Annotated in this window: 19 protein-coding genes and 1 pseudogene; 4 read left to right on the top strand and 16 right to left on the bottom strand. The window is 74.5% G+C overall.

Features of this window, described 5'->3' with window-relative positions; translation table 11 throughout:
- The 9 genes from QSJ97_RS22655 to QSJ97_RS22615 all read right to left on the bottom strand — a co-directional run.
- Nucleotides 1-242, bottom strand: a 242-nt coding sequence (locus tag QSJ97_RS22655; RefSeq protein ID WP_285674643.1) for a hypothetical protein, incomplete at its 3' end; no start/stop codon positions are given.
- Complete coding sequence (locus tag QSJ97_RS22650) at nt 242-1,387, bottom strand: SH3 domain-containing protein (RefSeq protein WP_285674642.1); 1,146 nt, start codon at nt 1,385-1,387, stop codon at nt 242-244. The genes QSJ97_RS22650 and QSJ97_RS22655, both read right to left, overlap by 1 nt.
- A complete protein-coding gene (locus tag QSJ97_RS22645) occupies nt 1,387-2,034 on the bottom strand; it encodes a hypothetical protein (protein WP_285674641.1) in 648 nt (215 codons plus the stop codon). The genes QSJ97_RS22650 and QSJ97_RS22645 overlap by 1 nt, the downstream gene beginning before the upstream one ends.
- Nucleotides 2,034-3,896 carry a formylglycine-generating enzyme family protein gene (locus tag QSJ97_RS22640; RefSeq protein WP_285674639.1) on the bottom strand — a complete coding sequence of 621 codons (1,863 nt, stop codon included), beginning with the start codon at nt 3,894-3,896 and terminating at the stop codon, nt 2,034-2,036. The genes QSJ97_RS22645 and QSJ97_RS22640 overlap by 1 nt, the downstream gene beginning before the upstream one ends.
- On the bottom strand, nt 3,889-5,097 hold the full coding sequence (locus QSJ97_RS22635; RefSeq protein ID WP_285674637.1) for an ABC transporter permease: 1,209 nt from the start codon (nt 5,095-5,097) through the stop codon (nt 3,889-3,891). The genes QSJ97_RS22640 and QSJ97_RS22635 overlap by 8 nt, the downstream gene beginning before the upstream one ends.
- A gap of 77 nt (nt 5,098-5,174) precedes the next feature.
- On the bottom strand, nt 5,175-5,909 hold the full coding sequence (locus tag QSJ97_RS22630; protein WP_285674635.1) for an ABC transporter ATP-binding protein: 735 nt from the start codon (nt 5,907-5,909) through the stop codon (nt 5,175-5,177).
- Nucleotides 5,906-9,145: a vWA domain-containing protein gene (locus tag QSJ97_RS22625; RefSeq protein WP_285674634.1), complete on the bottom strand. Its 3,240-nt coding sequence runs from the start codon at nt 9,143-9,145 to the stop codon at nt 5,906-5,908. Before QSJ97_RS22625 ends, QSJ97_RS22630 begins: the two co-directional genes overlap by 4 nt.
- Before the next feature lie 59 nt (nt 9,146-9,204).
- Entirely contained in the window at nt 9,205-11,337 is a 2,133-nt protein-coding gene (locus QSJ97_RS22620; protein ID WP_285674633.1) for a tetratricopeptide repeat protein, read from the bottom strand.
- Between the two features lie 98 nt (nt 11,338-11,435).
- The gene (locus QSJ97_RS22615; RefSeq protein ID WP_285674631.1) at nt 11,436-12,335 is read right to left on the bottom strand and encodes a DUF4344 domain-containing metallopeptidase; all 900 of its coding nucleotides are present in this window, start codon (nt 12,333-12,335) and stop codon (nt 11,436-11,438) included.
- Between the two features lie 301 nt (nt 12,336-12,636).
- Here QSJ97_RS22615 and QSJ97_RS22610 point away from each other — a divergent pair, with 301 nt between their 5' ends.
- A complete protein-coding gene (locus QSJ97_RS22610) occupies nt 12,637-13,383 on the top strand; it encodes a hypothetical protein (RefSeq protein ID WP_285674629.1) in 747 nt (248 codons plus the stop codon).
- Nucleotides 13,384-13,519: 136 nt separating this feature from the next.
- On the opposite strand, the gene QSJ97_RS22605 is transcribed toward QSJ97_RS22610, so the two are convergent.
- A complete protein-coding gene (locus QSJ97_RS22605) occupies nt 13,520-14,908 on the bottom strand; it encodes a formimidoylglutamate deiminase (protein ID WP_285674628.1) in 1,389 nt (462 codons plus the stop codon).
- Between the two features lie 84 nt (nt 14,909-14,992).
- Here QSJ97_RS22605 and hutI point away from each other — a divergent pair, with 84 nt between their 5' ends.
- The 3 genes from hutI to hutU all read left to right on the top strand — a co-directional run bounded on the left by hutI (nt 14,993) and on the right by hutU (nt 19,772).
- Nucleotides 14,993-16,210 carry an imidazolonepropionase gene (hutI, locus tag QSJ97_RS22600; RefSeq protein WP_285674627.1) on the top strand — a complete coding sequence of 406 codons (1,218 nt, stop codon included), beginning with the start codon at nt 14,993-14,995 and terminating at the stop codon, nt 16,208-16,210.
- Nucleotides 16,207-17,742 carry a histidine ammonia-lyase gene (gene hutH, locus QSJ97_RS22595; RefSeq protein ID WP_285674626.1) on the top strand — a complete coding sequence of 512 codons (1,536 nt, stop codon included), beginning with the start codon at nt 16,207-16,209 and terminating at the stop codon, nt 17,740-17,742. Before hutI ends, hutH begins: the two co-directional genes overlap by 4 nt.
- 344 nt (nt 17,743-18,086) lie before the next feature.
- Nucleotides 18,087-19,772: a urocanate hydratase gene (hutU, locus tag QSJ97_RS22590; protein WP_285674625.1), complete on the top strand. Its 1,686-nt coding sequence runs from the start codon at nt 18,087-18,089 to the stop codon at nt 19,770-19,772.
- Nucleotides 19,773-19,858: 86 nt separating this feature from the next.
- On the opposite strand, the gene QSJ97_RS22585 is transcribed toward hutU, so the two are convergent.
- From QSJ97_RS22585 to QSJ97_RS22560, 6 genes and pseudogenes are all read right to left on the bottom strand, one after another.
- Nucleotides 19,859-21,256 carry a hypothetical protein gene (locus QSJ97_RS22585; protein ID WP_285674624.1) on the bottom strand — a complete coding sequence of 466 codons (1,398 nt, stop codon included), beginning with the start codon at nt 21,254-21,256 and terminating at the stop codon, nt 19,859-19,861.
- Between the two features lie 72 nt (nt 21,257-21,328).
- Entirely contained in the window at nt 21,329-21,742 is a 414-nt protein-coding gene (locus tag QSJ97_RS22580; protein ID WP_285674623.1) for a metallopeptidase family protein, read from the bottom strand.
- Nucleotides 21,739-22,359 carry a recombination mediator RecR gene (gene recR / locus QSJ97_RS22575; protein ID WP_434220953.1) on the bottom strand — a complete coding sequence of 207 codons (621 nt, stop codon included), beginning with the start codon at nt 22,357-22,359 and terminating at the stop codon, nt 21,739-21,741. Before recR ends, QSJ97_RS22580 begins: the two co-directional genes overlap by 4 nt.
- A 112-nt stretch (nt 22,360-22,471) precedes the next feature.
- Nucleotides 22,472-23,479, bottom strand: coding sequence for a dimethylarginine dimethylaminohydrolase family protein (locus QSJ97_RS22570; RefSeq protein WP_285674621.1), 1,008 nt, complete (start codon nt 23,477-23,479; stop codon nt 22,472-22,474).
- An 11-nt stretch (nt 23,480-23,490) separates the two neighbouring features.
- Nucleotides 23,491-23,832, bottom strand: coding sequence for a YbaB/EbfC family nucleoid-associated protein (locus QSJ97_RS22565; protein ID WP_285674620.1), 342 nt, complete (start codon nt 23,830-23,832; stop codon nt 23,491-23,493).
- A 1-nt stretch (nt 23,833) separates the two neighbouring features.
- Nucleotides 23,834-24,388: pseudogene (locus QSJ97_RS22560) on the bottom strand (hypothetical protein); the annotation flags it as partial.

The raw sequence follows: 24,388 nt of genomic DNA, 5'->3' as shown, positions 1-24,388 counted from the left end.
CGCGGCTCGCGCGCCACGCCCTCATAGCCGTAGAGCGCCGATTCCCGGCGATAGCCGCCCGCGAAGTTGGCCACGGGCGGCGCCGGCGCGGGCGCTGCCGGCTCCGGCAGAGGCTCCGGCAGCGGCCCCGGCGGCGGCGGGGCGGGTGCGCAGGCGGCCAGGCCCGCGCATCCCCCCGCGAGGAGCGCCGCAAGCAGCGCCCCCCGGCGCAACCGCGCCTCCGCGGAGGCGCGGCCGGTCATCAGGCGGCCAGCGCCTCGAGCGCGTCGAGCTCCTGGCTCACCGCCGCCTCGAAGGCCTGGTCCTCGGCCTTGAGGTTGCTCGCCTGGATGGTCAGCTCGTCGATGTCGCTCGAAGCGCGCGGCTGGGCGCGGGCCTCGACCCGCGGCGGCTCGAACTTGCCGGTGGCCTTGGGCGGTGCGGCCGCGACCTGGCTGCCGCTGCTCGGGCGGCTGGTGGCGAGGTACTTGCTGGCCACGAAGCCTTCGCCGCCGGGCACCGAGACGCGGCTCCAGCCGCCGCCGGCATCGCCGAGATAGCCGACCCGCTGGCCCTTGTAGAAGACGCCCATCTTGTCGAACTCGGTGCCGGGCCCGGTGCGCACGTTGACCCCGGCCGAGGCATAGCGGGTGCGCCCGCCCGGGCTCTCCAGCACGGTGCCGGCCGAGAGCGAGGAGGTGTAGCTCGTGGTCTGCGGCTGGTAGCTCTGCACCCGCGAGGAGACCACGATGTCGCGGTCGACCTGGCTGGTCTTGGCCAGCGCGTCGGCGAACACGCCGCGGTTCTCGTCGACCTCGCCGATCACCTGGTTGACCAGCCGGCGGTCGTCGGCGATGCGCTGGCGCAGCACCGCGAGCTCGGCCCGCGCCGCCTCGCCCGAGAGCTGGCCGGACTGGATCCGCCGGCTGAGATCGTTGACCTCGTTGGCGCGGCAGGTGTTGAGCCGGCGCACGCTCTCGGAGAGCTGGGTGACGAAGCCGCGGGTGGCGCGGACATCCTGGTTGATCGCGTTGAGGATCTCGGCCCGGTTGCGGCCCTGGCGCGATTTCGCGGTGAGATAGCCGCCGAGCGCGCCGGTGGCACCGCCGACCACGGCGCCGATCAGCGCGCCGGTGACGTCGCCCGAGGCCAGCCCGCCGATGATGCCGCCGGCGATCGCCCCCGAGATCGCGCCGATCGCGATGGTCTCGTTGAAGCGCTCCTGCTCCTTGACCATCACCGCGCGGTGCTGCGAGCAGAAGTCGTCGGCATCCACCCCCGCCACCGGGGCACAGCCCTGAAGCGCCAGCGCGCCGCCGACCGCGAGCCCGGTCAGCGCGCGCCCGAGCCGCCGGCCGATGCGGGCGAGCGGCCCGGCGGGCAGTGCAATAGCTGTTCCTGGCGACATCAGATGTCCTCCTCTTTCTCATCTGGATCGGCTAGCGATGGCTCGGGCGGCGGCGCGGCGCGCAGCCGCTCCTGGCGCATCTCGTAAGTGTCGTCGACCTCGCGGCGCCAGCGTTCGGTCACCGCCTGGGTGACCGAGCGGGCCTTGTTGAACTCCTCGATATGGCGCTTGACCACCGGGTAGAGCTGCGCCAGCCGCGAGAGCCGCCGCTCGGCCAGGTCGCGCGCCAGCCCGTCGCCCACCCGGTCGATCCGCGACCAGAGCTCCTCGGAGATCTCGGCGATCAGCACGATGTAGCTCTGGAACTCGGTATCGACCTCGCCGTCGAGCTCGATGCGGCGCAGCTCCAGCTTCTTCAGCCGCGCCTCGAACTCGGCGCGGCGCTCGGAGGTCGGGTCGATCTTGTCGACCCGCCGGCGCACCCGGCCGATCTCGCTCATCGCGACGAGGATGGTCCGCCCGCGCAGCCGCACGCTCTCGGCCACCGCCAGCGCCGTCATCAGCCGCTCGCGCAGCTCCGCCTCCTCGACGGCGAGCATCGCCTGCTCGGTGGACTGGGCCTGCGCCCGGGCGGGCGGCAGCGCGAGGGCCGCGAGCCCGAGGAGGGCGACGGCCGAAAGGGCGGCGGACAAGCGCTTCAATACCATCAGTTCTCTCTCTGTTGATCGCGTCTCTCGCGGTATTCGTCGATCTCGTAGAGCCAGCGGCCGGCCATCTCGTCGTCGCGGGCACCGCGCTCGCGCCATTCTGCCAGATGGGCGGTCTGGCGGGCATAGGCCTCGGCGAGCTTCTCGAGCCCCGGCGCGTCGAAGCGGCCGGCGGTGTCCTCGATGATCGCCGCGAGCAGCTCGGGATCGGGCTCGGCGGCGAGCGCCGCGAGATTGTCGAGATAGCCGGCATAGATCGCCTCGATCTCGCGCTCGCGCAGCACCAGCTCGCCGCGCACCGCCTCGACCCGCTCCAGCGCCGCGGCCTTCGCCTCGCCCTGGAATTTCGGGTTGCCGTCGATCGACTTGAGCATGTTGTCGACGCGCACGATGCCGGCAAAGACATTCGCCCCGGTGCGGAAGATCGAGGCGGAGAGCGCGGCGCCGGAGATCAGCCGCTGGCGCAGCGCCTCCCGGGCCGCGGTGGCGCTCTCGGCGGAGGCGCTCTCGAGCAGCCTGAGCCCGTCCTCCAGCAGCCTGCGCGCCTCCTCGGGCGTGGTCACCGCCTCGCCCTCGAGCCGGGCCACGAGGTCGGAGAGGTCCGAGACCTCGGCGACGCGCCCGACCAGCCGCTCGCGGCTCGCGGTCAGCGCCTCTTCCAGCGGCCGGTTGGCGAGCTGGTCGAAGCGGAACGGCGCATCCGCCGCCGCGCCATAGACGAAGAACGGCGCCGAGACCGCCATGCGCGCACCCGCCAGCGGCTCGCGCGCCACGCCCTCATAGCCGTAGAGCGCCGATTCCCGGCGATAGCCGACCGCGATGTTGGCCTCGGGCGTTGCCGGCGAGCCGCCGCGCAGCACCGCGCCGCCGCGGCTGCCATGCAGCCCGTCCGGCCGCGTCGCGCGAAAGAGGTCGAGCACGAATTCCTCGGCATTGCCGAGCATGTCGTGCAGCCCCAGCAGGTTGGGCATCAGCCGGCCGGCGCCGCCGGTCTTGTGCCCGCCCCAGCCCTCGGTCTGCGCGATCTCGGCGAGCGAGGGGGTAACCTCCTCGCCGTCCTTTCGCACGAGGTGCAGGCGGCGGTTCTGCGCATCCGCCCCGGTGCGCCCGTCGCGCGCGGCATATTCCCATTCCGCCTCGGTCGGCAGGCGCACGAAGCCCGAGGAGCCGGCCTCCCAGGGCAGCACCGGGCGATCCCCCTGGCCGATCAGGATCTTGTCGATCGACAGCAGCCAGGCGGTGTAGGCGCGCGAGAACTCGATCGCCTCGAACCAGGTCAGCCCGGTCGCCGGCAGCACGAGATCGGGCCGGCCATAGCCGTCGCGCAGGCCGCCCGCCTCGAGCCAGGCGCGGTGCCCGGCGCAGGCCGGCGCGTCGGGGTTGTAGGCCACCGGCCCGGCCTCGAAGACGCCGGAGGTGAAGAGATGCCATTGCGGCAGGGTGATCTCGTACTGCCCGAGGTAATAGGCCCGGTCGGTCACGCCGCCGTCGGGCCCGGTCACGGTGAAGGCGCCGGAGAGCACGTCGTACCAGGGCGCGACCACGGCGGCCTGCGGGCCGGAGGCGCGCGCCGCGTTGGGGTCGCCGAAGCGCGCCGGCTCGTGGTCGAGCACGTGATCGACCGAGACATCGACCCGGCGGAAATGCATCTGGTGGCCGCAGGGCATCGGCAGCACCAGATGCTCCGGCCGCGCCGCCGCGCGGTCGAGCTGGCGGCAGGCGAGCGGCTCGCCGCCCTCGCGCGCCGCCACCGCCAGCGCGGGGTCGTCGAAGGCGCAGGGCGGCGGGCGGTCCTCTGCACCGGCACGGGCGGCAAGCAGCGCAACGGCGAGGAGGAGGAAGGCGTGGGCGGTCTTAGGCATCTCTGAGCGTCTCCGCGGGTGAGATCGTGAGGGCCCGGCGGGCCGCGACGGTGCTGGCCAGCGCCGCCACCGCGACACTGCCCAGAAGTGCCGCAGCCGCATGGCGCCAGGGCAGGCGCATCAGCCCCCCCTCCCCTGCGACAAGGTCGCGGAACAGCGCCCCGATCGCCGGCTGTATGGCATGATACACAAGGAGCGCCGCAAGGGCACCCGCGAGCGCGATCGCCGCGCCCTGCAGCACCGGCATGGCGGCGATGGCGCGGCCGCGATAGCCTATCAGGCGCAGCGTCGCGTAGATCCGCCGCTTGCGCGCCACCGCCGCGGCCTGGGTGAGGCCGATGCTGAGCACGTATCCGGTGAGGGTGAGCCCGAGAATCGCATAGAACAGCCGGCCGAGATCGCGGTCCACCCGCCCGGCAAAGGCGATGCGCTCGGCCTCGGAGGTGACGTCGAGCCCCTGCCCCGCGAGCCAGCGCCGCAGCGGCTCGACGCTGTCGAGATCGCGGGCATAGAGGCGGAAGCCGCCCCACTGGTCGCCGCGGGGCGCATCGCCCTCCCAGCCGCGCGCGGGCACGGCGATCCACTCCTGATAGGCCTGGATCTCGGCGAGCAGCGGCAGCGGCGCATAGGCCTTCTTCGCCGGCTCGACCTCGGCGGGCAGGATGCCGGCGACGGTGAGCGGCACCGCCACCCGCTCGCGCCGGCCGGAGGCCGCGCGCCGCGCCAGCACGAGGCGCAGCCTGTCGCCCGGGGCCGCGCCGAGCGCCTCCGCCGCGCGGGCGCCGAGCACCAGCGCATCGCCCTGCGGCACCCCGAGCCCGGCGAAGCCGAGCAGCGGATCGCCCGCCCCGGTCGGCGCGAGGATCACCTCGGCCGGCTGGCCGTCGGCGGCGGCGCGGTTCTGCAGCGTCACCTGCAGGTTCACGTAGCGGGTGCGCGGGATCAGGAAGCCGGTCTCGGGCCGCGCCCGGGCGGCCTCGAAGAAGCCCTCCGGCAGGGCCTTGATGGCGCGGTGGCGGATCTCGCGGGTGGCCGGGTTCTCGGCGAGCTGGCTGCGCATCGCCTCGACCACGCCGAACCAGAGCCCGAAGAGGATCAGCAGCGGCGCCAGCGCCACCGTCACCCCGAGCACGGCGACCAGCGCGGTCGGCCATTCATGCAGCAGGTCGGCGGTGGCCAGGCGCCAGACCGGCAGCCCCATCGGCGCCGGCGCCGCGCCCGGAGAAGGGGCCGGAGAAGGGGCCGGACGGGGAGCCGGAGCGGGGGCCGCCGGGGCGCTCATGCCGCCAGCCCCTCGGCGCTGCCGGGGGCGAAGACGACGCCGCCGCCATCCGCCTCCGGCGCCATCCGCGCGGTCAGCACCGGCAGCGAGAACTCGCGGATCAGCGCCCAGGAATGGCTCGCCATCACCACCGCGGTGCCGCGCTCGGCGGCCAGCGCGCAGAGCAGCCGCAGCGTCGCCCGCGCGGTCGGCGGGTCGAGCGCCGCGGTCGGCTCGTCGGCCAGGATCACCGCCGGGTCGCCCATGATGGCGCGGGCGATGGCCACCCGCTGGCGCTGGCCGATGGAGATCGCCTCGGGCTTGCGCCGCAGCAGCCCCTCGAGCCCGAGCCGCGCCGCCAGATCACCCACCGCGAAGGGCGCCGGGCGGTCCGCCGGGCGGGTGATCGCGATGTTGTCGGCCACCGTCAGGAACGGCAGCAGCCCGCCGGACTGGAGGATGTAGCCGAGCAGGCTGCGCCGCGGCGCCGCCACCGCCTCGAGATCGCCCGCCGCCAGCGCCGGCGCGAGGTCCCGCCCGCAGAGCCGGAAGCGCGCCACGCGGCCCGGCCGCTCGATCAGGCCGAGCAGGTCGAGCAGCGTGGATTTGCCCGAGCCGCTCTCGCCGGCCAGCGCCAGGAAGCCGCCGCGGGCCAGCCGCAGCGCCGGCAGGCTGAGGCGGAAATCCTCCGCCCCCGGCCCGCGGGAGAAGGCCAGCCCCTCGACCTCCAGCACCGGCACCGGCGTGCTCACGGCAGCAGCTCGAGGCTCACGGCATAGACATCCTCGGCCCGGTTGCCGGCGCCGAGATCGATCCAGCCGATCTCCGAGCCGGCGATGTCGCGATAGGCGCGGAGCTTGTTGCGCAGCGCCTCGGTCTGCTCGCGCTGGAAGGAGGGGCCGCTGGCGCTCCAGGTGTCCTCGTCGAGCGCCAAGAGGTCGGACTTGTAGGGCAGCGCCTTGAGGAAGGAGGGGAAGAGATCGCCCGCCTCCTGCAGCGTGCGGGTGCCGGCGCCCTCCACCGTCGAGGCGGCGGAGAAGCTGCGCATCAGGGCGAAGAAGTCGCCGCCCCCGGTCTCCTGGCTCTCATAGGCCATCAGGATCGCCTCGGAGCCCTCCATCAGCGCCGAGAGCTGCTGGCGGGTGACGAAGACCTTGACGTCGAGCGCATCGAGCCGCGGGTTCATCAGGTCCCGGTCCGCCGCCCAGGCGCGGTAGAAGCGCGGCGCCGCCTGGCCCTGCCGCGCGCCGAGATATTCGAGCTGCGCCCGGAACACCTCGTTGACCAGCGCATCGCCCATGGTCTCGACCGCCTCGACGCGCTCCACCCGGCGCCCGCGGGCCGATTGCGAGACCGCCCCGACCAGCCCGTCGGCGAAGGACTGGATCTGCCCGAGGAAGGCGTCGCCCCGGGTGGTGTCCACCGGGAAATACTTGGTGGTGGAGGTATCGCCGGTGCGCGCGATCTCGGCATAGACCTGCTGCGCGGGGGGGATGTTGCCGGCCCGCGCGCCCTCCGGGGTGAGCAGGTGGATGACCGAGAGCGCAACCCCGAGCCGGTCGGCGTTCTCGCGGATGTTGAGCACGTCGTAGCCGGGGTTCTGCGCCATCGGATCGGTGCCGCGGCGGGCGCCGGCATCGGTGATCAGCACCACCATGCGCAGATCGTAGGGCGACCAGTCCATCGTGTTGAGCGCGCTGTCGAGCCCGGCGAAGGCGTCCTCGTCCCAGCCCTTGGTGGAGACCGTCACCGGCGCCATCCGGTCGAAATTGCCGAGCACGGTGGGAATGTCGGCATTCGGGTCGAGCGGCTGGAAGACCCGCGTCACATAGTCGATCGCCGGGTTCGGCGCGGTGTTGTCGCGATAGCCGACGAGGCCGAAATCCACCTTGTCGTCGAGCCCGGCATCGGCGAAGCCCTTGATCACCGAATAGACCACCGCGCGGGTGTGGTCGATGTAGCGGCCCATCGAGGAGGTGGTGTCGATCGCGAAGACCACGCCGAAGCGGAAGTCGCGGATCGCCGAGGAGCGCCGCGGCGCGTCGAAGTTCTCGGTCTCCGAAACATCCGCCTGCGCCGGCCCGGCCTCGAGGTTGAGCCCCGCCACCTCGACCAGCGTGACCTCCTCGAGATTGTCGAACATGTCCTCGTGATGGTCGAGGATCGGCATCAGGTAGGGCCGCTCCGGATCGACCTCGGTGGCCGGCTCGATGGCGGTGAAATAGTCGCCGTCATAGGCGCCCGCCTCGATGTCCTCATAGGCGTAGCCCGCCTCCTGCGCGACATGCGGGTCGCGGACGAACTGGATCAGGTCGTTGCGCCGCTTGAAGAACAGCACCCGCTCGCGCGCGCCCTTGGGGGCGTATTGCATCACCAGCATGGTCTTCCAGTCCTCGGTCTGGTCCTTGCGGATCCAGCCGTCGATCCGGCCGCCGGCGGAGCGGCCGACCTGCAGCCATGCGGCGCCGTCCTGGCTGCGCTCGTTGTAGACGTAGAAGATCGAGAAGGCGGGCAGCTCCTCCGCGCCGCCGGCGATCGGGTCCACCGCGAGGATCGCGCCGGGCAGCGTGAGGATGCGCCGGTCGAGCCCGGGCAGGTCGTCGCGCTTCATCGGCCGGGTGCCGGGCATCGGCGGCAGCGTCACATCGCCGGGCCGGTCGATGGCGAGCTGGGAGCCGGCGCCAGTGCCAGTGCCAGTGCCGGTTCCGCCGCCGGTGCTCGGGCCGGTGCTGGCGCCGGTGCCGCCGCCGGCGCCGGGGGGCGTCTTGCCCTCGGCGTCGAGGTCGAGGACAGTGCCGCTCGGCCCGCCGGTGTCGCCGCCGGTCTCGTCGGCGCCGGCACCGCCCGCGGCGCCGCCGAGCCCGAGATTGAGCAGCCCGCCGCCGGAGGGTTGCCCCGCCCCGCCGGAGGCCGCCTCGCCCGAGCCCTGCCCGGTTCCGCCGGAGGCCTCGCCGCTCCCGCCGCCGGTGCTGCCGCCAAGCCCGAGATTCAAGAGGCCGCCGCCCGAGGGCTGGCCGCCCGCCGTGCCGCTGCCCGCCGTATCACCGCCTGCCGTATCGCTGCCGGCGGTGTCGCTGCCCGCCGCATCGCTGCCGGCGGCGGTCTCCTCGGGCGCCGCCGTGCCCCCGCCGAGGCCGAGATCGAGCAGCCCGCCGCCGCTCGCCTCGCCGCCGGACGCGGTGCCGGCGCCCGCGCTCCCGCTGCCCGCGGTTTCGCTGCCGCCAGCCGTGCCGGAGCCTGACCCCGCCGCGCCCTCGCCGGCACTGCCCGCGCCGCCGAGCGGCAGGCCGAGCGCCTGGCCCAGCGCGCCGGTCACCGCCGGAGCCCCGCCACTGGCATCCGCGGCGCCAGCGGCCCCGGTGGCTTCCGGCGCGCCCGACGCCTCCGCGGCCTCGGGCGCAGGGGCGCCGGCCTCCTCGGCGGCCTCTCCGGCAGTCTCTCCGGCGGCGTCCTCCACGACCTCTTCGGCCGGGGCGTCCTTGGGCTTCAGGAAGCCGAGCACGCGGCTGAGCCCCGGGCTGAGCTGGGGGTTGAGCACGGGCGCCGGGGCGGGCTCGGCCGGCTCCGCCGCCGGCGGCTCGGCCTGCGCCAATTCGGTGCCGCCGGCCGCGCCTTCAGCCGCGGCAGCCGCCCCGGGCGCCGCTGCCGGCGCCAGCGCCGCGCCGCGGCTTGCCGCCCTGCCGCAGCCGATCTTCTCGGCCTCGTCCGCCGCCAGCGCCGCACAGTCGGCCCGGTCCGCCGCGCCCAGCGGATCGCCCGGCGGCGGCGCCGGGATCGCCGTCAGCGGATCGATCCCCGGGCCCGCCGCGGCTGCCGGTGCCGTCTCCGCGCCGGCCTGCGGCGCCTCGAGCCCGAGCAGCCCGCCGAGCCCGCCGCCGGACTGCGCCAGCGCCGCGGGGGCGGCCAGCGCGAGCCCGATCGCGAGCGCCAATGCGGGCCGCCGGCCCCGGCGGCTGAGCTGGCGGGACGGGTGGGCGAGGTGACACATGACGGCACTCCCTGCTTCGGCTTCGGCGGCGCAAAGGGCCAGTGCGGGCCGGACGCGACTCAACGGCATCCTAGCCTGCTGGCCCGACGCGGGTCCTGCAAATAGTTTAGGTGTCGGTACTTTCCGGCGCCGCTATAGACGTCGCAGAGCAGCGCCCTGGCCCGCGGCGCGCGCGCGGCCAGCGGCTCCAGCACCCGCAGCGCGGCCTGCGGATCGGGGCGGAACCCGGGCAGATCGGCGAAGCTGCCGTTGAGGTTGAGCAGGCCGTAATAGTAGCCCGCCTGGGCGATGCCGGCCGCATGCGCCGCGGCGAAGCTCGCCGAGGCACGGAAGCTGCGGTCGCCGGCCTCGACGGTCTTGCCCGCGCCGAGATAGCGGATCGCGAAGAGCATTCGCGACAGCCCCTCGAGATAGAGCGCGGTCGGCTCGCCCCCGGCAGCGGCGATGCTGACCACATCGGTCCAGTTCTCGCCGCTGCGCAGGGTGATCTCGGTGCCGGAGAGTTCCTCGCCGACCTTCCACATGGCATAGCCGATCTTGGCCAGCACGGCCGGCTCGGTGCCCGGTGCATGGACCAGCTCGGCGCAGCGCTCGAGCAGGCTGCTGCGGTCGATCCGGCCGAGCGCGCGCTCGACGCGGGCCTGCACCACGGGGCGCCAGCTCTCGGCGGTCGGCAGGTCGAGATAGTCCTCGATCGCCATGATGTCGAAATCCAGCAGCCGGTCGCAGCGGGCGGCGGCGGCCATGGTGTTGCGGGCCGCGAGGGCGCGCTCCATCGCCTCGGCGCCCTCGCGGGCGCGCGCCAGACCGGCGCCCATGGCCAGCCGGTAGAGCGCCAGCGCCTCGGCCTCCTCGGCCTCGCCGCGGGCCGGATCGCCGGCCAGCCGGTCGGCCAGCCGCAGCGCCGCGCTGGCATCGCCCGCCCGGGCGGCCTGGCGCAGGAAGGCGGCGGCGCGCGCCGGGTCGGCGCCCTGGCCGCGCTCGGCGATGTCGGCATAGCGATAGACCGCGGGCAGGAACATCTGCTGCGCCGCGCGCTCGATCAGCGCGAGGCCGAGGCGCGGGTCCTGCCCGGCGCCGTTGCCATGCATCACGACGCCATAGGTGTAGACCGCCGGCAGGTGCCCGAGATCGGCGGCGCGGCGGAGCCAGCGCAGCGCCTCCGCGGTGCGGCGCAGCTTCGCCAGCCCGCGGGCATACTGGTAGGCATAGCGCGGCTCGCCGGGCTGGCCGAGCATGGCCGCGCCGCAGGCCTGCGCCGCGGCCGGGCCGTCGAGCCGGTCGTCCGGCACGCCGGTGCCGCGTGTCGCCGGGTCGGAGGGATCGGCCGCCAGCCGGTCGCAGAGCGGCCCGGCGCCGGCGAGATCGGGCGGCGGGCTCTCCACCCCCGGCGCGCGGAGCGCGGCGAGCGGCGGCACCGGCACCGCGCGGGCGCCCTCTCCGAGCCCGCCGATGCCGGGGCCCGTGGGAGCGGTGCGGCGCGGCGCGGCAACCTCCTCGGGCGCCACCAGCCAGCCGGCGCGGGCGACCGCGTCGAAGCCGACCCGCACCGCCTCGAGCGCCACCGGCGCGGGCGGCGTGGTCAGCGCCTCGAAGACCGGCCCGAGCGGCGTGGCGCGCCCCGGGCTGCGGGTCACCAGCACGCGGGCGGGGGCCCCCGCCCCGGCCTCGGCGGCGAGCGGCAGCGGCGCGTCTCCGGGCAGCGCGGCGTCGAGCACGATCAGCGCCTCCGCCGCGGCGCTCTCGCGCGCCAGGCGCAGGAGATACCGCAGATCGAGCCCGCCAGCCCCCTGCCCCGCCGGCGCGCCGGGCGCGGGCGGGGCGGCCGGGAACACCAGCGCCAGCCCTGCCCCGCCCCCGGCCGCGGGCTCCGCCGCGCCGCTCAGCCAGAGCACCAGCCGGGCGCCGGGCTCGGCGCCGCCGATGCGGAACAGCCGGTCGAGATGATGATGCAGCCGGTGCGCCGGCGGCGCGTCGAGCCGGGTGACTTCGTAGCCGCGCGCCTCCAGCGCCTCGGCCCGGAGCGCTGCCGTGCGGTCGTTGCCGGCGAGATCGGCGACCAGCGCATAGCAGGCGGCGCAGGGTGCCCCCGGCGCGGGCAGCAGCTCGGCCCGCGCCGCCGCCGGCCCGAGGGCGCAGCCGAGCGCGGCGGCAAGCGCCAGCGCCGCGATCCGGGCCGCTCTGCTCCTCATCCCGCCCTCCGGTTTCCTGATGACACTCTTGCCGCAACGGGAGCGCCGCCCGCTTGCGGCAGGCCGTCGCACCTCCGCCGGCTGCGGCGCGCGCCGGCTCATTCCGCCTCGAACAGCGAGCGCAGATTGACCGAGCCGCTGTAGCCGTCGGCCTGCACCGCGATGCCGTCGCTGCCCGGCGCCGGCCCGTCGCCGCCGCGGGCGCTGCGGAACAGCCCGGCGATCATCGCGTGCATCTCGTAGCAGAGCACGATGCCCTGGCCGTCCCAGAACGCATTGGCCTCGCCGCAGTCGCGCGCCGTGAGCGGCATCTCCGCCGGCAGCGGAAAGATCGCCCCGGCCTCCGCCGCGAGCCCCTCGAGAAAGCCCGCCTGCTGCCAGATCCGGCGCACGCCCTCGGTCTCCGGCGTGCCGGCGGGGCCATAGGCGGGCACCATGCGGCCCTGCCGGGCGGCCGGCGCATTGGGGCGGACATGGGGGTTCAGGATGTTGATCCAGGCCGCCGACTTCGCGGCATACTCGGTCTCGCAGCGCTTCATCCGCCGCCCCGGCACGCCGAGCTCGGAGAGCGCCGCGTGGAACCGCGCCGGATCGCTGCCATGCATCAGGCAGAGCACCGCGAAGCCGCGTGCCGGGCCGATCTCGTGGCTCGCCCAGTAGGGCGCCGCCGCCCGCGCCGGGTCGCCCGAGAGATACCAGAACCGCGCCGCGGCGATCAGCGCGTCGAGATGGCGCCGGTCGCGCCGCCCCTGCAGGATCAGCAGCATGGTGGAGAACTCGTCGACCACGCTCTCCTCGGCGCCGACGACATCCAGGCCGAGCACGTCGATCAGCCCGTGGCCGAGCTCGTGGTAGAACACCGCCCGGACCGCGCCGAGCGCGTCGCCGGTGTCGTGTGCCGCGGTCTGCGCCCGTGCCGGGCCGCCCGCCGTCCCGCCGGGGCCGAGCCCCAGAGCCGCCGCCAGTAACAACGTGCCGATCGTCTTCGCCAGGGCCATGGCCGGATTCCTCAAATGCACGCGTGACACGGGTTTCGGCGAAGGCCAAGATAGCCCAACGCCCCGTCCGCCGCCAACAGCGCCAATGCGGACCGCGCCGCGCCGGCACCCGTGACGACACCCGTGGCGATTGCAGGATCAGGGCCGATTTCGTGCCGCAACCGACCGCCCCCGGCAGGGCCGCTGCGAAATATCGCCGGGTTTCGGCCTGACCGGCGCGAAAGCCGGCCTGCTGCGGGCATCGTTCCCTTCATGCGGGCGTCCTGCGCCCAGCCGAGATCCAAGCTGACCGGAGGCAGTCATGTCGAAACATATTCCCGGAGTGACGGCGGGCCTGCTCGCCCTCGCCCTTGCCGCCGCCCCCGCCAATGCCGGCGCCGGCGCGATGCTCGACGGTGTCTGGGCGCAGATCGCCGCGACCACCGGCGAGATCCTGCCCGAGCCTGCGCCCGGACCGGCTCCCGCCCCCGCGGCCACGCCGGAGCAGCCGGTGACCGGCGGCCTCGTCGATGCCGAGGAGATTCTTGCCCAGGCCGGGGCCCAGGCCGGCGCCCAGGCTGGCGGCGCGCCCGCGCCGACCCCGGAGCCGACCCCCGACCAGACCGCCCAGGGCGCCGAGAGCGCCGGCGACGGGGCCGGCGACCAGTCCCGGCAGCAGCCCGGAACGCTGCCCCTGAGCGCGGTGCAGGTGCCGGCGCCGAAGCCGCGGGTCTACTGGCACCCCGAGACGCTGGGCGTCTTCGATGGCGGGCCGGATGCCTTCCAGCGCGGCGATCTCGAGAGCCGCCTCGCCGCGGCGCGCGGTGCGATCGACGACAGCCACCGCTTCCCCAGCGGCCCGGACTTCGCCTGGCGCTACGATCCCGAGACCGGGCAGTACTACTATCTCTCCAATGGCCACTGGTTCCGTGCCAACCGTGCCCAGGGCTACTACGACCGGCAGGGCAACTGGCATCCGGAGGGCTGGCATGACGGCCGCTGGCGCAGCGGCCCCGGCGGCGACCGCATCGGCGGCCGCCCCGGCCCCTGCCCCTGCGAGGGCTGGTGACGACGGGGGCCTGACGGCCCCGGCAGGCGAAACGACAACCGATCGGGCAGGCAGGCCGCCGGGCCGCGCGGGAGAGCCGCGCAGCCCTGGCGCGCGCGTTCGGGGGAAGCGTCTGCCGCGATGAGGCCGCCGCCGCTCAGCCCGCCAGCAGCTCCCCCAGCGCCCTGCGGTAGCGCGCCGCCACCGCCTCGCGCGCCAGGTGATGGCCGGCCTGCACCACATGCCGCCCGGCCGACCAGACCTCCCGCACCACCGCCCGGTCGTCGCCGGCGAAGATCCATCCGTCGAGCAGCGCATCGCCCTCGCGCGCCGCGAGGCAGAGCGCGCTGGCATCGAGCGCCACCAGATCCGCCGGCGCGCCGGGGGCGATCCGCCCGCCCTGCGGCTGCCCGAGCGCCCGCGCCGAGCCCCGCGCCGCGCCCTCGTAGAGCCGCCGCCCGACCGAGCCGCCGGGCTCCGCCAGCACCGCCCGCGCGCGGTCGCGCAGCCGCTGCGAGTGCTCGAGCTGGCGCAGCTCCTCGGCGAGCCCGATGCGGATGTTGGAATCCGAGCCGACCCCGAAGGCGCCGCCCGCGGCGAGGAAGCGCGCGCCGTCGAAGATGCCGTCGCCGAGATTGGCCTCGGTGATCGGACAGAGCCCGGCAACCGCGCCGCTGGCGGCGAGCCCGTCGGTCTCCGCCGGGGTCATCTGCGTGGCGTGGATCAGGCACCAGCGCGCATCGAGCCCGAGGTTCTCCAGCGCCCATTCGACGGGCCGGGCGCCATGCGCCGCCTCGATCTCCGCGACCTCCGCCACCTGTTCGGCGATATGCATGTGGACCGGGGCTTCGGGGCGCAGCGCGACCGCCTCGGCGAGTGCCGCCGGCGGCACCGCCCGCAGCGAATGCGGCGCGACGCCGAGGCGCCAGTCCTCCGGCGCGCCTTGCAGCGCCGCCGCCAGATCCTCGAGCAGCCGCGCGAAGCCCGCCGGATCGCAGCCGAAGCGGCGCTGCCCGCCGGCGAGCGCCCGCCCGTCCGCCCCGCCCTGCATGTAGAGCACCGGCAGCAGCGTCAGCCCGATCCCGGTGGCCTCGGCGGCGGCGGCGATGCGCCGACCCATCTCGCCGGGCATCGCGTATTCCGCGCCGTCCGGCCCGTGGTGCAGGTAGTGGAACTCGCCGACCCGCGCGAAGCCCGCCTCCAGCATCTCGACATAGAGCTGCGCCGCGATCGCCTCGACCTGCTCCGGCGTGATGCGGCCGAGAAAGCGGTACATCAGCTCGCGCCAGGTCCAGAAGCTGTCGGTCCCGGTGCCGCGGCGCTCGGTCAGCCCGGCCATGGCGCGCTGGAAGGCGTGGGAATGCAGGTTGCCCGGGCTCGGCACCAGGATCTCGGCCGCGGTGTCGCCCGGCCCCGGCGCCGCCGCCGCGCCCAGCGCCGCGATCCGCCCGCCGGCGAGCGTCAGCCGCACCGGCCCCGCCCAGCCCTCGGGCAGCAGCGCCCGCGCCGCCCAGATCCCCCGGCTGTCCTCTCGCGTCTCGGCCATGGTCAACCGCCTCCCGCTGGTCTAAGCAAATCGCCAGGGGCGCAGTGTAGGGATGCAACCCCGCGCGGTCAGGAGGAGAAACGCATGGCAGCCGGATTTTCGGGCGGACAGGTGCTCACCGGGCTGCGGCTCGCCACCATGGCGGCGCCGGGCACGGGCACCATCCCGGACGGGGTGATCGCGATCCGCGACGGACACATCGCCTTTGCGGGCCCGGCGGAGGAGCTGCCCCGCGAGATGGCGCGCTGGCCCGGGCGCGACTATGGCGGGCGGCTGGCGACGCCGGCGCTGATCGACTGCCACACCCATCTGGTGTTCGGCGGCCATCGGGCGCGGGAATTCGCGCTGCGGCTCGAGGGCGCCTCCTACGAGGAGATCGCGCGGGCCGGCGGCGGCATCCGCTCGACCGTGACGGCGACGCGCTCGGCCTCCGACGGCGAGCTGCTCGCCGGCGCGCTCACGCGGCTCGATGCCATGATCGCCGAGGGCGTCGCCACGGTGGAGATCAAGTCGGGCTACGGGCTCGACCTCGAGACCGAGCTGCGCATGCTCCGCGTCGCCCGCGCGCTCGGCCAGGCGCGCCAGGTGCGGGTGGTGACGACCTGCCTCGCCGCCCATGCCCTGCCGGAGGAATACACCGGCCGCTCGGACGCCTATATCGACCTCGTCTGCGACAGGATCCTGCCGGCCGCGGCGGCCGAGGGGCTGGCGGATGCGGTCGACGGGTTCTGCGAAGGCATCGCCTTCAGCCCCGAGCAGATGGCCCGGGTCTTCGCCGCGGCCAGGGCGCTCGGCCTGCCGGTGAAGCTCCATGCCGAGCAGCTCTCCAATCTCGGCGGCGCGGCGCTGGCGGCGCGGCACGGGGCGCTCTCGGCGGACCATCTGGAATATCTCGACGCGGCGGGGGTGCAGGCGATGGCCGCGGCGGGCACCGTGGCGGTGCTGCTGCCCGGCGCCTTCTACACCCTGCGCGAGACCCAGGCGCCGCCGGTGGCGCTGCTGCGCGAGGCCGGCGTGCCGATCGCGGTGGCGACCGACGCCAATCCGGGCTCCTCGCCGATGACCTCGCTGATTCTGGCGCTCAACATGGCCTGCACCCTGCTGCGCCTGACCCCGGACGAGGCGCTCGGCGGCGCGACGCGCGAGGCGGCCCGCGCCCTCGGCCTCGGCGCCGAGACCGGCACCATCGAGGCCGGCAAGGCCGCCGACATCGCGATCTGGAACATCGAGACGCCGGAGGAGCTGGCCTATCGCATCGGCGACAACCCGCTGCACCAGCGCCTCACGGGAGGCCGGGCATGATCGTGCTGACGCCCGGCGAGGCCGGGCTCGATACCCTCGAGGCGATCTATCGCGGCAGCGAGCCGTTCCGGCTCGACCGGGCCGCCCGCCCCGCGGTGGAGGCCGCGGCCGCCCGCATCACCGAGGCGGCCAGCGGCGAGACGCCGGTCTATGGCGTCAACACCGGCTTCGGCAAGCTCGCCAGCGTGCGCGTCCCCTCCTCCTCCACCGCGGCGCTGCAGCGCAACCTGATCCGCAGCCATGCGGCGGGCGTCGGCAGGCCGCTCGCCGCCCCGGTGGTGCGGCTGGTGATCGCGCTCAAGCTGCTCTCGCTCGGCCGCGGCGCCTCCGGCGTGCGCTGGGAGCTGATCGAGGCGCTCGAGGCGCTGGTGGCGCACGAGATCCAGCCGATCATCCCCTCGCAGGGCTCGGTGGGCGCCTCCGGCGATCTCGCGCCGCTGGCGCATCTCACCGCGGCGGTCATCGGCGAGGGCACGGTGCTGCACCGCGGCCACGAGGTGCCGGCCGAGGACGCGCTGCAGTCCGAGGGGCTGCACCACATCCTGCTCGGCCCCAAGGAGGGGCTGGCGATGATCAACGGCACCCAGGTCTCCACCGCGCTGGCGCTGGCCGGGCTGTTCGAGGGCTGGAGCCATGCCACCGCCTCGCTGGCCACCGGCGCGCTCTCGACCGATGCGGCGATGGGCTCGCCGGCGCCGTTCCGGCCCGAGATCCACGCGCTGCGCGGCCATGCCGGCCAGATCGAGGCGGCCTCGGCGCTGCGCGGCCTGCTCGCCGGCTCGGAGATCCGCGAGAGCCACCGCGACGGCGACGAGCGGGTGCAGGATCCCTATTGCATCCGCTGCCAGCCGCAGGTGATCGGCGCCTGCCTCGACCTGCTGCGCCAGGCCGGACGGGTGCTGCGGATCGAGGCCAACGCGGTCACCGACAACCCGCTGGTGCTGAGCGACGGCGACATCCTCTCCGGCGGCAATTTCCACGCCGAGCCGGTGGCCTTCGCGGCCGACCAGATCGCGCTGGCGCTGGCCGAGGTCGGGGCGATCGCGCAGCGGCGGGTGGCGCTGCTGGTCGATCCGACGCTGTCCTTCGGCCTGCCGGCCTTCCTGGCGCCGGAGCCGGGGCTGAACTCGGGCTTCATGATCGCCGAGGTGACCTCGGCCGCGCTGATGTCGGAGAACAAGGCGCTGGCCAATCCGCGCTCGGTCGATTCGACGCCGACCAGCGCCGACCAGGAAGACCATGTCAGCATGGCCTGCCACGGCGCGCGGCGGCTCACCGAGATGGCGGAGAACCTCGCGCATATCATCGGCATCGAGCTGCTGGTGGCGGCGCAGGGGGTGGAGCTGCGCCGCCCGCTGACCACCTCGGCGCCGCTGCGCGACCTGATCGGGCGGCTGCGGCTCGACATCCCGGCGCTCGAGCACGACCGGCACATGGCCCCGGACATCGCCGCCGCCACGGCGCTGGTGCGCACGGGCGCGGTGCACACCGCGGCGGGGCACGGCCTCTTCCCCGATCTCGCCGCAGGCTGAGCCGGAGGCGGGCGGCCCGGCGGGCGCCCCGCCCACCCACCCGCGCCCGCCGGGCCGCCCGCACGCCGCACCCGAACACCGTGCCACCGGTCGGCCGAGGCGGGGTGCGCCGGATGCCGGCGGTGCGCGCAGCAGCCCGCCGGCATCCGGGTGGGCGGGCGGGGGATGGCGGCGGGCCGCTGCGCGCACCGCCATTCCCCGCGCCGCCGGACCGGGCACTGCCGCGCCGAGCGCCGAGCGCCGAGCGCCGAGCGCCGAGCGCCGAGCGCCGAGCGCCGAGAAGGCTTGCCATGCCATGGCGGAACGGCCAAGCCTTGCGCAGGACAACATCCGGGAGCCGAGCCATGACCGATCCGCGCCACAATCTCCGCACCGTCCGCAGCCCTCGCGGGCCCGAGCTCAGCTGCCGGTCATGGACCACCGAGGCGCCGCTCCGGATGCTGATGAACAATCTCGACCCGGAGGTCGCCGAGGCGCCGCACGAACTCGTGGTCTATGGCGGCATCGGCCGCGCCGCCCGGACCTGGGACGATTTCGACCGCATCGCCGCGACGCTGGCCCGGCTCGACGAGGAGCACACCCTGCTCGTGCAGTCCGGCAAGCCGGTCGGCGTGTTCCCGACCCATCGCGACGCCCCGCGCGTGCTGATCGCCAATTCCAACCTCGTGCCGGAATGGGCCACCTGGAAGCACTTCAACGAGCTCGATCGCAAGGGGCTCATGATGTACGGCCAGATGACCGCGGGGAGCTGGATCTACATCGGCAGCCAGGGGATCGTGCAGGGCACCTACGAGACCTTCGCCGAGGCCGGGCGCCAGCACTATGACGGCAGCCTCGCCGGGCGCTGGATCCTCACCGCCGGGCTCGGCGGCATGGGCGGCGCGCAGCCGCTCGCGGCGGTCTTCGCCGGCGCCGCCTGCCTCGCCGTGGAATGCGACCCCGAGCGCATCGATTTCCGCCTGCGCACCGGCTATGTCGACGCCCGCGCCGATACGCTCGACGACGCGCTGGCGCTGATCGCCGACTGGACCGCGGCGGGCGAGGCGAAATCCGTCGGCCTGCTCGGCAACGCCGCCGAGATCTTCCCCGAGATCGCCCGGCGCATGGCCGAGGGCACCGGGCCGCGGCCGGACATCGTCACCGACCAGACCTCCGCCCACGATCCGCTCAACGGCTACCTCCCGGCGGGCTGGAGCCTGGCCGACTGGCGCGCGCGGCGCCAGAGCGATCCGGCCGCGGTGGAGGCGGCGGCGCGCGCCTCGATGCGCACCCATGTCGAGGCGATGCTGGCCTTCTGGCGCGCCGGGGTGCCGACGCTCGACTATGGCAACAACATCCGCCAGGTCGCCAAGGACGAGGGCCTGGCCGACGCCTTCGACTTCCCCGGCTTCGTGCCGGCCTATATCCGCCCGCTGTTCTGCCGCGGCGTCGGGCCGTTCCGCTGGGCCGCGCTCTCGGGCGATCCGGAGGACATCTACAAGACCGACCAGCGCATGAAGGAGCTGTTCCCGGAGAACACGCACCTGCACCAGTGGCTCGACATGGCGCGGGAACGGATCTCCTTCCAGGGCCTGCCGGCGCGGATCTGCTGGATCGGCCTCGGCGAGCGCCATCTCGCCGGCCTCGCCTTCAACGAGATGGTGGCGAAGGGCGAGCTCTCGGCGCCGGTGGTGATCGGGCGCGACCATCTCGACAGCGGCTCGGTGGCCAGCCCCAACCGCGAGACCGAGGCGATGCTGGATGGCTCCGACGCGGTCTCCGACTGGCCGCTGCTGAACGCGCTGCTCAACACCGCGAGCGGCGCCACCTGGGTGAGCCTGCACCATGGCGGCGGCGTCGGCATGGGCTATTCGCAGCATTCGGGCATGGTGATCGTGGCCGACGGCACCGAAGACGCCGCCCGGCGGCTGAAGCGGGTGCTGTGGAACGACCCGGCCACCGGCGTGATGCGCCACGCCGATGCCGGCTATGACATCGCGCGCGACTGCGCCCGCGAGCACGGGCTCGACCTGCCGGCGATCCTCGGCTGAGGCGGCGGGCGCCCGCCGCCCGCGGAGCCACTGCGCCCCGGCCCGCCCAGCCTTGGCCGGCCGCGCCTCGCCCGGCGGTGCCCCGGTCAGGCCGGCACGGGATGCTTCTTCGCCATCGCCACGATCTCGGCGCGGAGCACCTTGCGCAGCTCCGCCTCGAGCCCGGCCTTGTTCTCCGCCACGATCTGGGTGAAGGCGGTCTCCATCAGCGGGTCCTTCTCCACCGCCCTGGCGATCTTCTCGCCGAGCTGCGCCTCCGACATCCTGCCCTTCAGCTTGAGCTGGTTGGCCTTGACATAGTCCTCCACCGGCTTGCGGCCGCCGCCGAACATCACCGCGCCGAGCACCTTCATCGCCGTGCCCATCCCGAGCCGGGTGACGAATTTCGCGATCACCTGCTGCTGCGTGCGGATCAGCCAGTCGCCCTGGCACAGCTTGTAGGTGAAGGTGGGGATCGCCGAGGGCGGCAGCTTGCCGGCATGGACCAGGATGCGGATCTCCTGCTGCATCATCCGCTCGGTCAGCGATTTCAGCCAGCTCGTGCGCATCGCCATCTTCAGCGCGAATTTCTGCGCCACCGGCCCGCTCAGCAGCTTCTCCGCGAGCTTGCCGGCGACATGCTTGGCGAAGAACCGCGATAGCCCGGCGCCGAGCATGCCGAAGCCGGCGCCCTTGGCCATCGCGGCGGCGATGTTCCTGGTCGATTGCAGCGGGTCGAGCTTGTCGCCGGCGAGGCCCTTGCCGGCCTCGGTCGCGGCGGACTGCATGAAGCCGCTCGAGGCCCCCACCCCGGCGCCCCAGGCCAGCGTCGCGCCGAGCGAGGCGGGCGCGGCCACGGTCATCGCCGCGGCGCCGAACACCGTGAAGCTCACATCGCGGGTGATCGAGAGCCCCTTGACCCAGTTCTCCGCAGAACCGGTGAGCTGCTTGATCCAGGCCCCGATGGCGGCGCGGTAGGCGTTGATCGCCTTCTCCGCGGCCTTCGCATCGGCCTCGAAATTCTTGTAGTTGCGCGCCGAGACGGTGCTCTCCAGCTTCTCCACCGCCGCCTTGGCCTTGCGGAACTGCGGCACCGGCTCGCGGCCGACATCGTTGCCGAACCACTTGCTGGTGAAGAAGGAGACGACGGGGAACTCCTCGTTCACCGCGTCCTGCGCGTCATGGCGCGCCTCGGCCATGTCGAACTGCCGGCGCAGCGATCGCGCCACCTGGTCCATGCGCTTGTTGAGCGCGGCCTGGGTCTTGCGCCACTTGTCCGCCTCCATCACGACATCCTTGCCGCCATCCTTGGTGACAAAGACCCGCGCGCCCGGGTCCGGCACCCAGATCACCGTGCCCTTCGGCAGCGGGTCGCGCTTCGCGAGCTGCGCCTTCAGGCCCTTGTTCTTCGGATTGGCGAGGAGGACCTTCGGGTCCTTCAGCTTGAACTTCCTGGCGATGGTGGCCGGCGTGTCGCCCTCCGCGGTCTTGTATCTGATCCACATGATCGCGCCCCCTTGGATTGCTGCTGTCCCGTGTGCAGAGGCGCAATGCCGCGGGCAGGCGCCCGGCCGGCGTCAGAGGCGCCAGTCGTCCACCGCCGCGATGTCGTCGTCCGACCAGCCGAAGTGATGCGCGATCTCGTGCACCAGCACATGCGCCACCAGCGCGCCGAGCGTGACATCGCCGCGCGCCGCCCATTCGTCGAGGATCGCCCGGCGGTAGAGCCAGATCTCGTCCGGCATGCCGCCCCAGTCCTCCACCGAGCGCTGGGTCAGCGCCTGGCCGCGATAGAGCCCGGTGAGCTCGTAGGGGTCTTCGATGCCGAGATCGTCGAGCGTCTCGTCATCGGCATGGTCGGCGACGCGGATCAGCACCCCCGCCGCCACCGCGGCGAAGGGCGGCGGCAGCGCCGCGCGCGCCGCCTCGGCGAGCGCCCCGATCGCCTCGAGATCCGGCGCCAGCCAGTCGCCCGGCCCGGCGCCGCTCACAGCGCCTGCCGCGCCGCCAGCGCCGCCGCCAGCGTGCCGTCGTCGAGATAGTCGAGATCGCCGCCCACCGGCACGCCGCGCGCGAGCTGCGAGACCTGCACCCCGGTCGGCGCCAGGTGCTCGGCCGCCACATGCGCGGTGGTCTGCCCGTCGATGGTGGCGGGCAGCGCCAGGATCACCTCGGTCACCTCATCCGCCGCCACCCGGGCCGCGAGCTGCGGCATCCGCAGGCTCTCCGGCGTCACCCCGTCGAGCGCCGAGAGCAGCCCGCCGAGCACGTGATAGCGCCCGCGGAAGGCGCCGCCGCGCTCCAGCGCCCAGAGATCGGCGACCTCGGCCACCACGCAGAGCAGCCGCCGGTCGCGCCGCGGATCGACGCAGATCGGGCATTCCTCGGCGGTAGCGACATTGCCGCAGGTCGCGCAGTTGCGCACCGACTGCGCCACCACCGCCAGCGCCTGCGAGAGCGGCAGCAGCAGCCGCTCGCGCTTCTTGACCATGGCCAGCGCGGCGCGCCGGGCCGAGCGCGGCCCGAACCCCGGCAACCGGGCCATCAGCTCGATCAGCGTCTCCAGCTCGTCGCCGCCGCTGCCGGTGCCGCCCGGCGCCGGCGGCAGGCCGGCGGCGCCGGCCTCGCCGAAGCCGCCGTGGCCGTCACCGCCGCCCCCACCGTCGCCCCGGCGCTCGTCGTCACCCGCCATCGCGCCCGCCCCGCCGGCCCGGCCGGGCTCAGCCGCGCGCCAGGATGCCGGTCAGGCACCCCATCGCGCCGGCGGCCTTGCGCAGCTCGTCCATCGGCGTCTCGATCACCTCGACCGCCTGCGCCTCGTAGAACGCCCGCATCCCCGGGCAGCCCCCCGGCATCAGCACCTTGCGCGGGCCGAGCGTGACCGCGTTGAGCCCGGTGCCGAGCTCCGCCGGCGCCAGATCCATCGGCGGGAACACCACGCGATAGTCGCAGTCGCGCAGCAGCTGCACCGCGGCATGGGGCGTGCGCCCCGGCCAGGCCACCGCGAGATCCGCGGCGAGAATGCGCAGCATCCCCATCAGGTGCATGGTGCCGACCGGCAGGTCCACCGCGGTGGCGCCGGCATCCATGCCGTCGAGCACCCGCTCGATCTGGTCGAGCGCCGCATCGTTGCTGCGCAGGCCGCGGCCGAACAGCACCGTCTCCTCATCGACCCACATCAGGTCGGCGCCCTCGAACACCGCGTCGCCGGTCAGCGTCGCGAGGATCGGCACCCGCTCCGCCGCCAGCGCCGCCGCCATCGCCACCTCCTCGCCGGCGCGCACGGTGGAGGCGGGCCGCGCCAGGATCGCCCCCTCGCGCGTCATCGCGAAGAGATCGGCGCAGAACATCGCGTTGGCATGGGTCTCGGAGGGCGGCAGCTCCAGCACCTCCACCCCGGCCGCGCGATAGGCGGCGACGAGCTGCGCGTGCTCGGCCTGGGCCCGGCCGAGATCGAGCGGCGCGAGCAGCTGGCTGGCATTCGGCGCCTCGGCCGCATCGGCCAGCGCCGGCCCCGGCGCGCGCAGCACCACGCGGGTCAGCGGCGCCCATTCGTTGCGGATGCCGCAGGCCGCCCAGATCGAGCCGAGCTCCTCGTCGTGCCCCGCCTCGCGCGGCGACCATCCGGCCCCGCCATAGGCGGCGGCGAACCCCTCGGCGCCCGCATCGGAAGCGGCGTCGTCGAGCTCGGTCTCGTCGGTATCGGCGATGTCGTCTTCCCCGGACATGGCGCGCCCCCTCAGCCGAAGGGAAGCTTCATGCCGGGGGGCAGCTCGAGCCCCTCGGTCACCTTGGCCATCTCGGCCTGCCCGGCCTCGCGGGCGCGCGCCACGGCATCGTTGACCGCGGCGACGATGAGATCCTCGAGCACCTCCTTTTCCTCCTCGCCCGAGAGCAGCCCCGGATCGACATGCAGCCGCTTCAGCGTGCCGTCGGCGCCGGCGGTCACGGTGACCATGCCCGCCCCGGCGCTGCCCTCGGCCTCGATCTCCGCGATGCGCGCCTGCGCCTCGGCCATCTTGGCCTGCATCTCCTGCGCCTGCTTCATCAGCCGGCCCATGTCGCCAAGTCCCTTGAGCATGTCAGCCCTCCTCGAACGGATCGGTGTGGTCCACCAGCATCGGGTCGTCGTCCTCGATCTCGTCGTCCTCCTCGGGGAGCGCGGCGAGATAATCCCCGGCCTGGGGCGCCGGATCGGTCTCCGGCGTCATCGGCCGGATAGCGCGGATCTCGGCGCCGGGGAAGGCCTCGAGCGCCTGGGCGACCAGCGGATGCGCCGCCACCGCCTCGAGCGCCGCCGCCGCCGCCGCCCGGCGCTGCGCCGCCACGGTGGGCGCGCCGCGCCCGTCGCTCACCGCGACCGACCAGCGCTGCCCGCCGATCCGGCTGAGCGTCTGCCCGAGCCGCCAGGCGAGATCGGCCGGGGCGCCGGCGGCGGGGTGGAACTCGATGGAGCCGGGGCGGTAGTCCACCAGCTCGATGAACTGCTCGACCTGGTCGAGCAGGCGCAGCTCGCGGTGTTCGGCGAGCGCCGCCAGCGCATCCTCGAACCGCGCGAAGCCGACCGCCTCTGGCTCCGGCGCGCGCGGCACCGCCGCCGGGGCAAGCTCGGCCCGCCCGCCGGCCACCGCCTGCAG

It is taken from the genome of Paralimibaculum aggregatum (genome assembly GCF_030270585.1).
GTDB classification, from domain to species: Bacteria; Pseudomonadota; Alphaproteobacteria; order Rhodobacterales; family Rhodobacteraceae; genus Thermohalobaculum; species Thermohalobaculum aggregatum.
The sequence above is the reverse complement of the archived record's forward strand: the minus strand, read 5'-3'. Positions and strand labels throughout refer to the sequence as shown.

Excerpts from the sequence above, each read along its gene's own strand:
- QSJ97_RS22650 (WP_285674642.1), bottom strand. The coding sequence starts at position 1,387 with ATGTCGCCAGGAACAGCTATTGCACTGCCCGCCGGGCCGCTCGCCCGC.
- QSJ97_RS22645 (WP_285674641.1), bottom strand. The coding sequence starts at position 2,034 with ATGGTATTGAAGCGCTTGTCCGCCGCCCTTTCGGCCGTCGCCCTCCTC.
- QSJ97_RS22640 (WP_285674639.1), bottom strand. The coding sequence starts at position 3,896 with ATGCCTAAGACCGCCCACGCCTTCCTCCTCCTCGCCGTTGCGCTGCTT.
- QSJ97_RS22635 (WP_285674637.1), bottom strand. The coding sequence starts at position 5,097 with ATGGGGCTGCCGGTCTGGCGCCTGGCCACCGCCGACCTGCTGCATGAA.
- QSJ97_RS22625 (WP_285674634.1), bottom strand. The coding sequence starts at position 9,145 with ATGTGTCACCTCGCCCACCCGTCCCGCCAGCTCAGCCGCCGGGGCCGG.
- QSJ97_RS22620 (WP_285674633.1), bottom strand. The coding sequence starts at position 11,337 with ATGAGGAGCAGAGCGGCCCGGATCGCGGCGCTGGCGCTTGCCGCCGCG.
- QSJ97_RS22615 (WP_285674631.1), bottom strand. The coding sequence starts at position 12,335 with ATGGCCCTGGCGAAGACGATCGGCACGTTGTTACTGGCGGCGGCTCTG.
- QSJ97_RS22610 (WP_285674629.1), top strand. The coding sequence starts at position 12,637 with ATGTCGAAACATATTCCCGGAGTGACGGCGGGCCTGCTCGCCCTCGCC.
- QSJ97_RS22605 (WP_285674628.1), bottom strand. The coding sequence starts at position 14,908 with ATGGCCGAGACGCGAGAGGACAGCCGGGGGATCTGGGCGGCGCGGGCG.
- hutI (WP_285674627.1), top strand. The coding sequence starts at position 14,993 with ATGGCAGCCGGATTTTCGGGCGGACAGGTGCTCACCGGGCTGCGGCTC.
- hutH (WP_285674626.1), top strand. The coding sequence starts at position 16,207 with ATGATCGTGCTGACGCCCGGCGAGGCCGGGCTCGATACCCTCGAGGCG.
- hutU (WP_285674625.1), top strand. The coding sequence starts at position 18,087 with ATGACCGATCCGCGCCACAATCTCCGCACCGTCCGCAGCCCTCGCGGG.
- QSJ97_RS22585 (WP_285674624.1), bottom strand. The coding sequence starts at position 21,256 with ATGTGGATCAGATACAAGACCGCGGAGGGCGACACGCCGGCCACCATC.
- QSJ97_RS22570 (WP_285674621.1), bottom strand. The coding sequence starts at position 23,479 with ATGTCCGGGGAAGACGACATCGCCGATACCGACGAGACCGAGCTCGAC.
- QSJ97_RS22565 (WP_285674620.1), bottom strand. The coding sequence starts at position 23,832 with ATGCTCAAGGGACTTGGCGACATGGGCCGGCTGATGAAGCAGGCGCAG.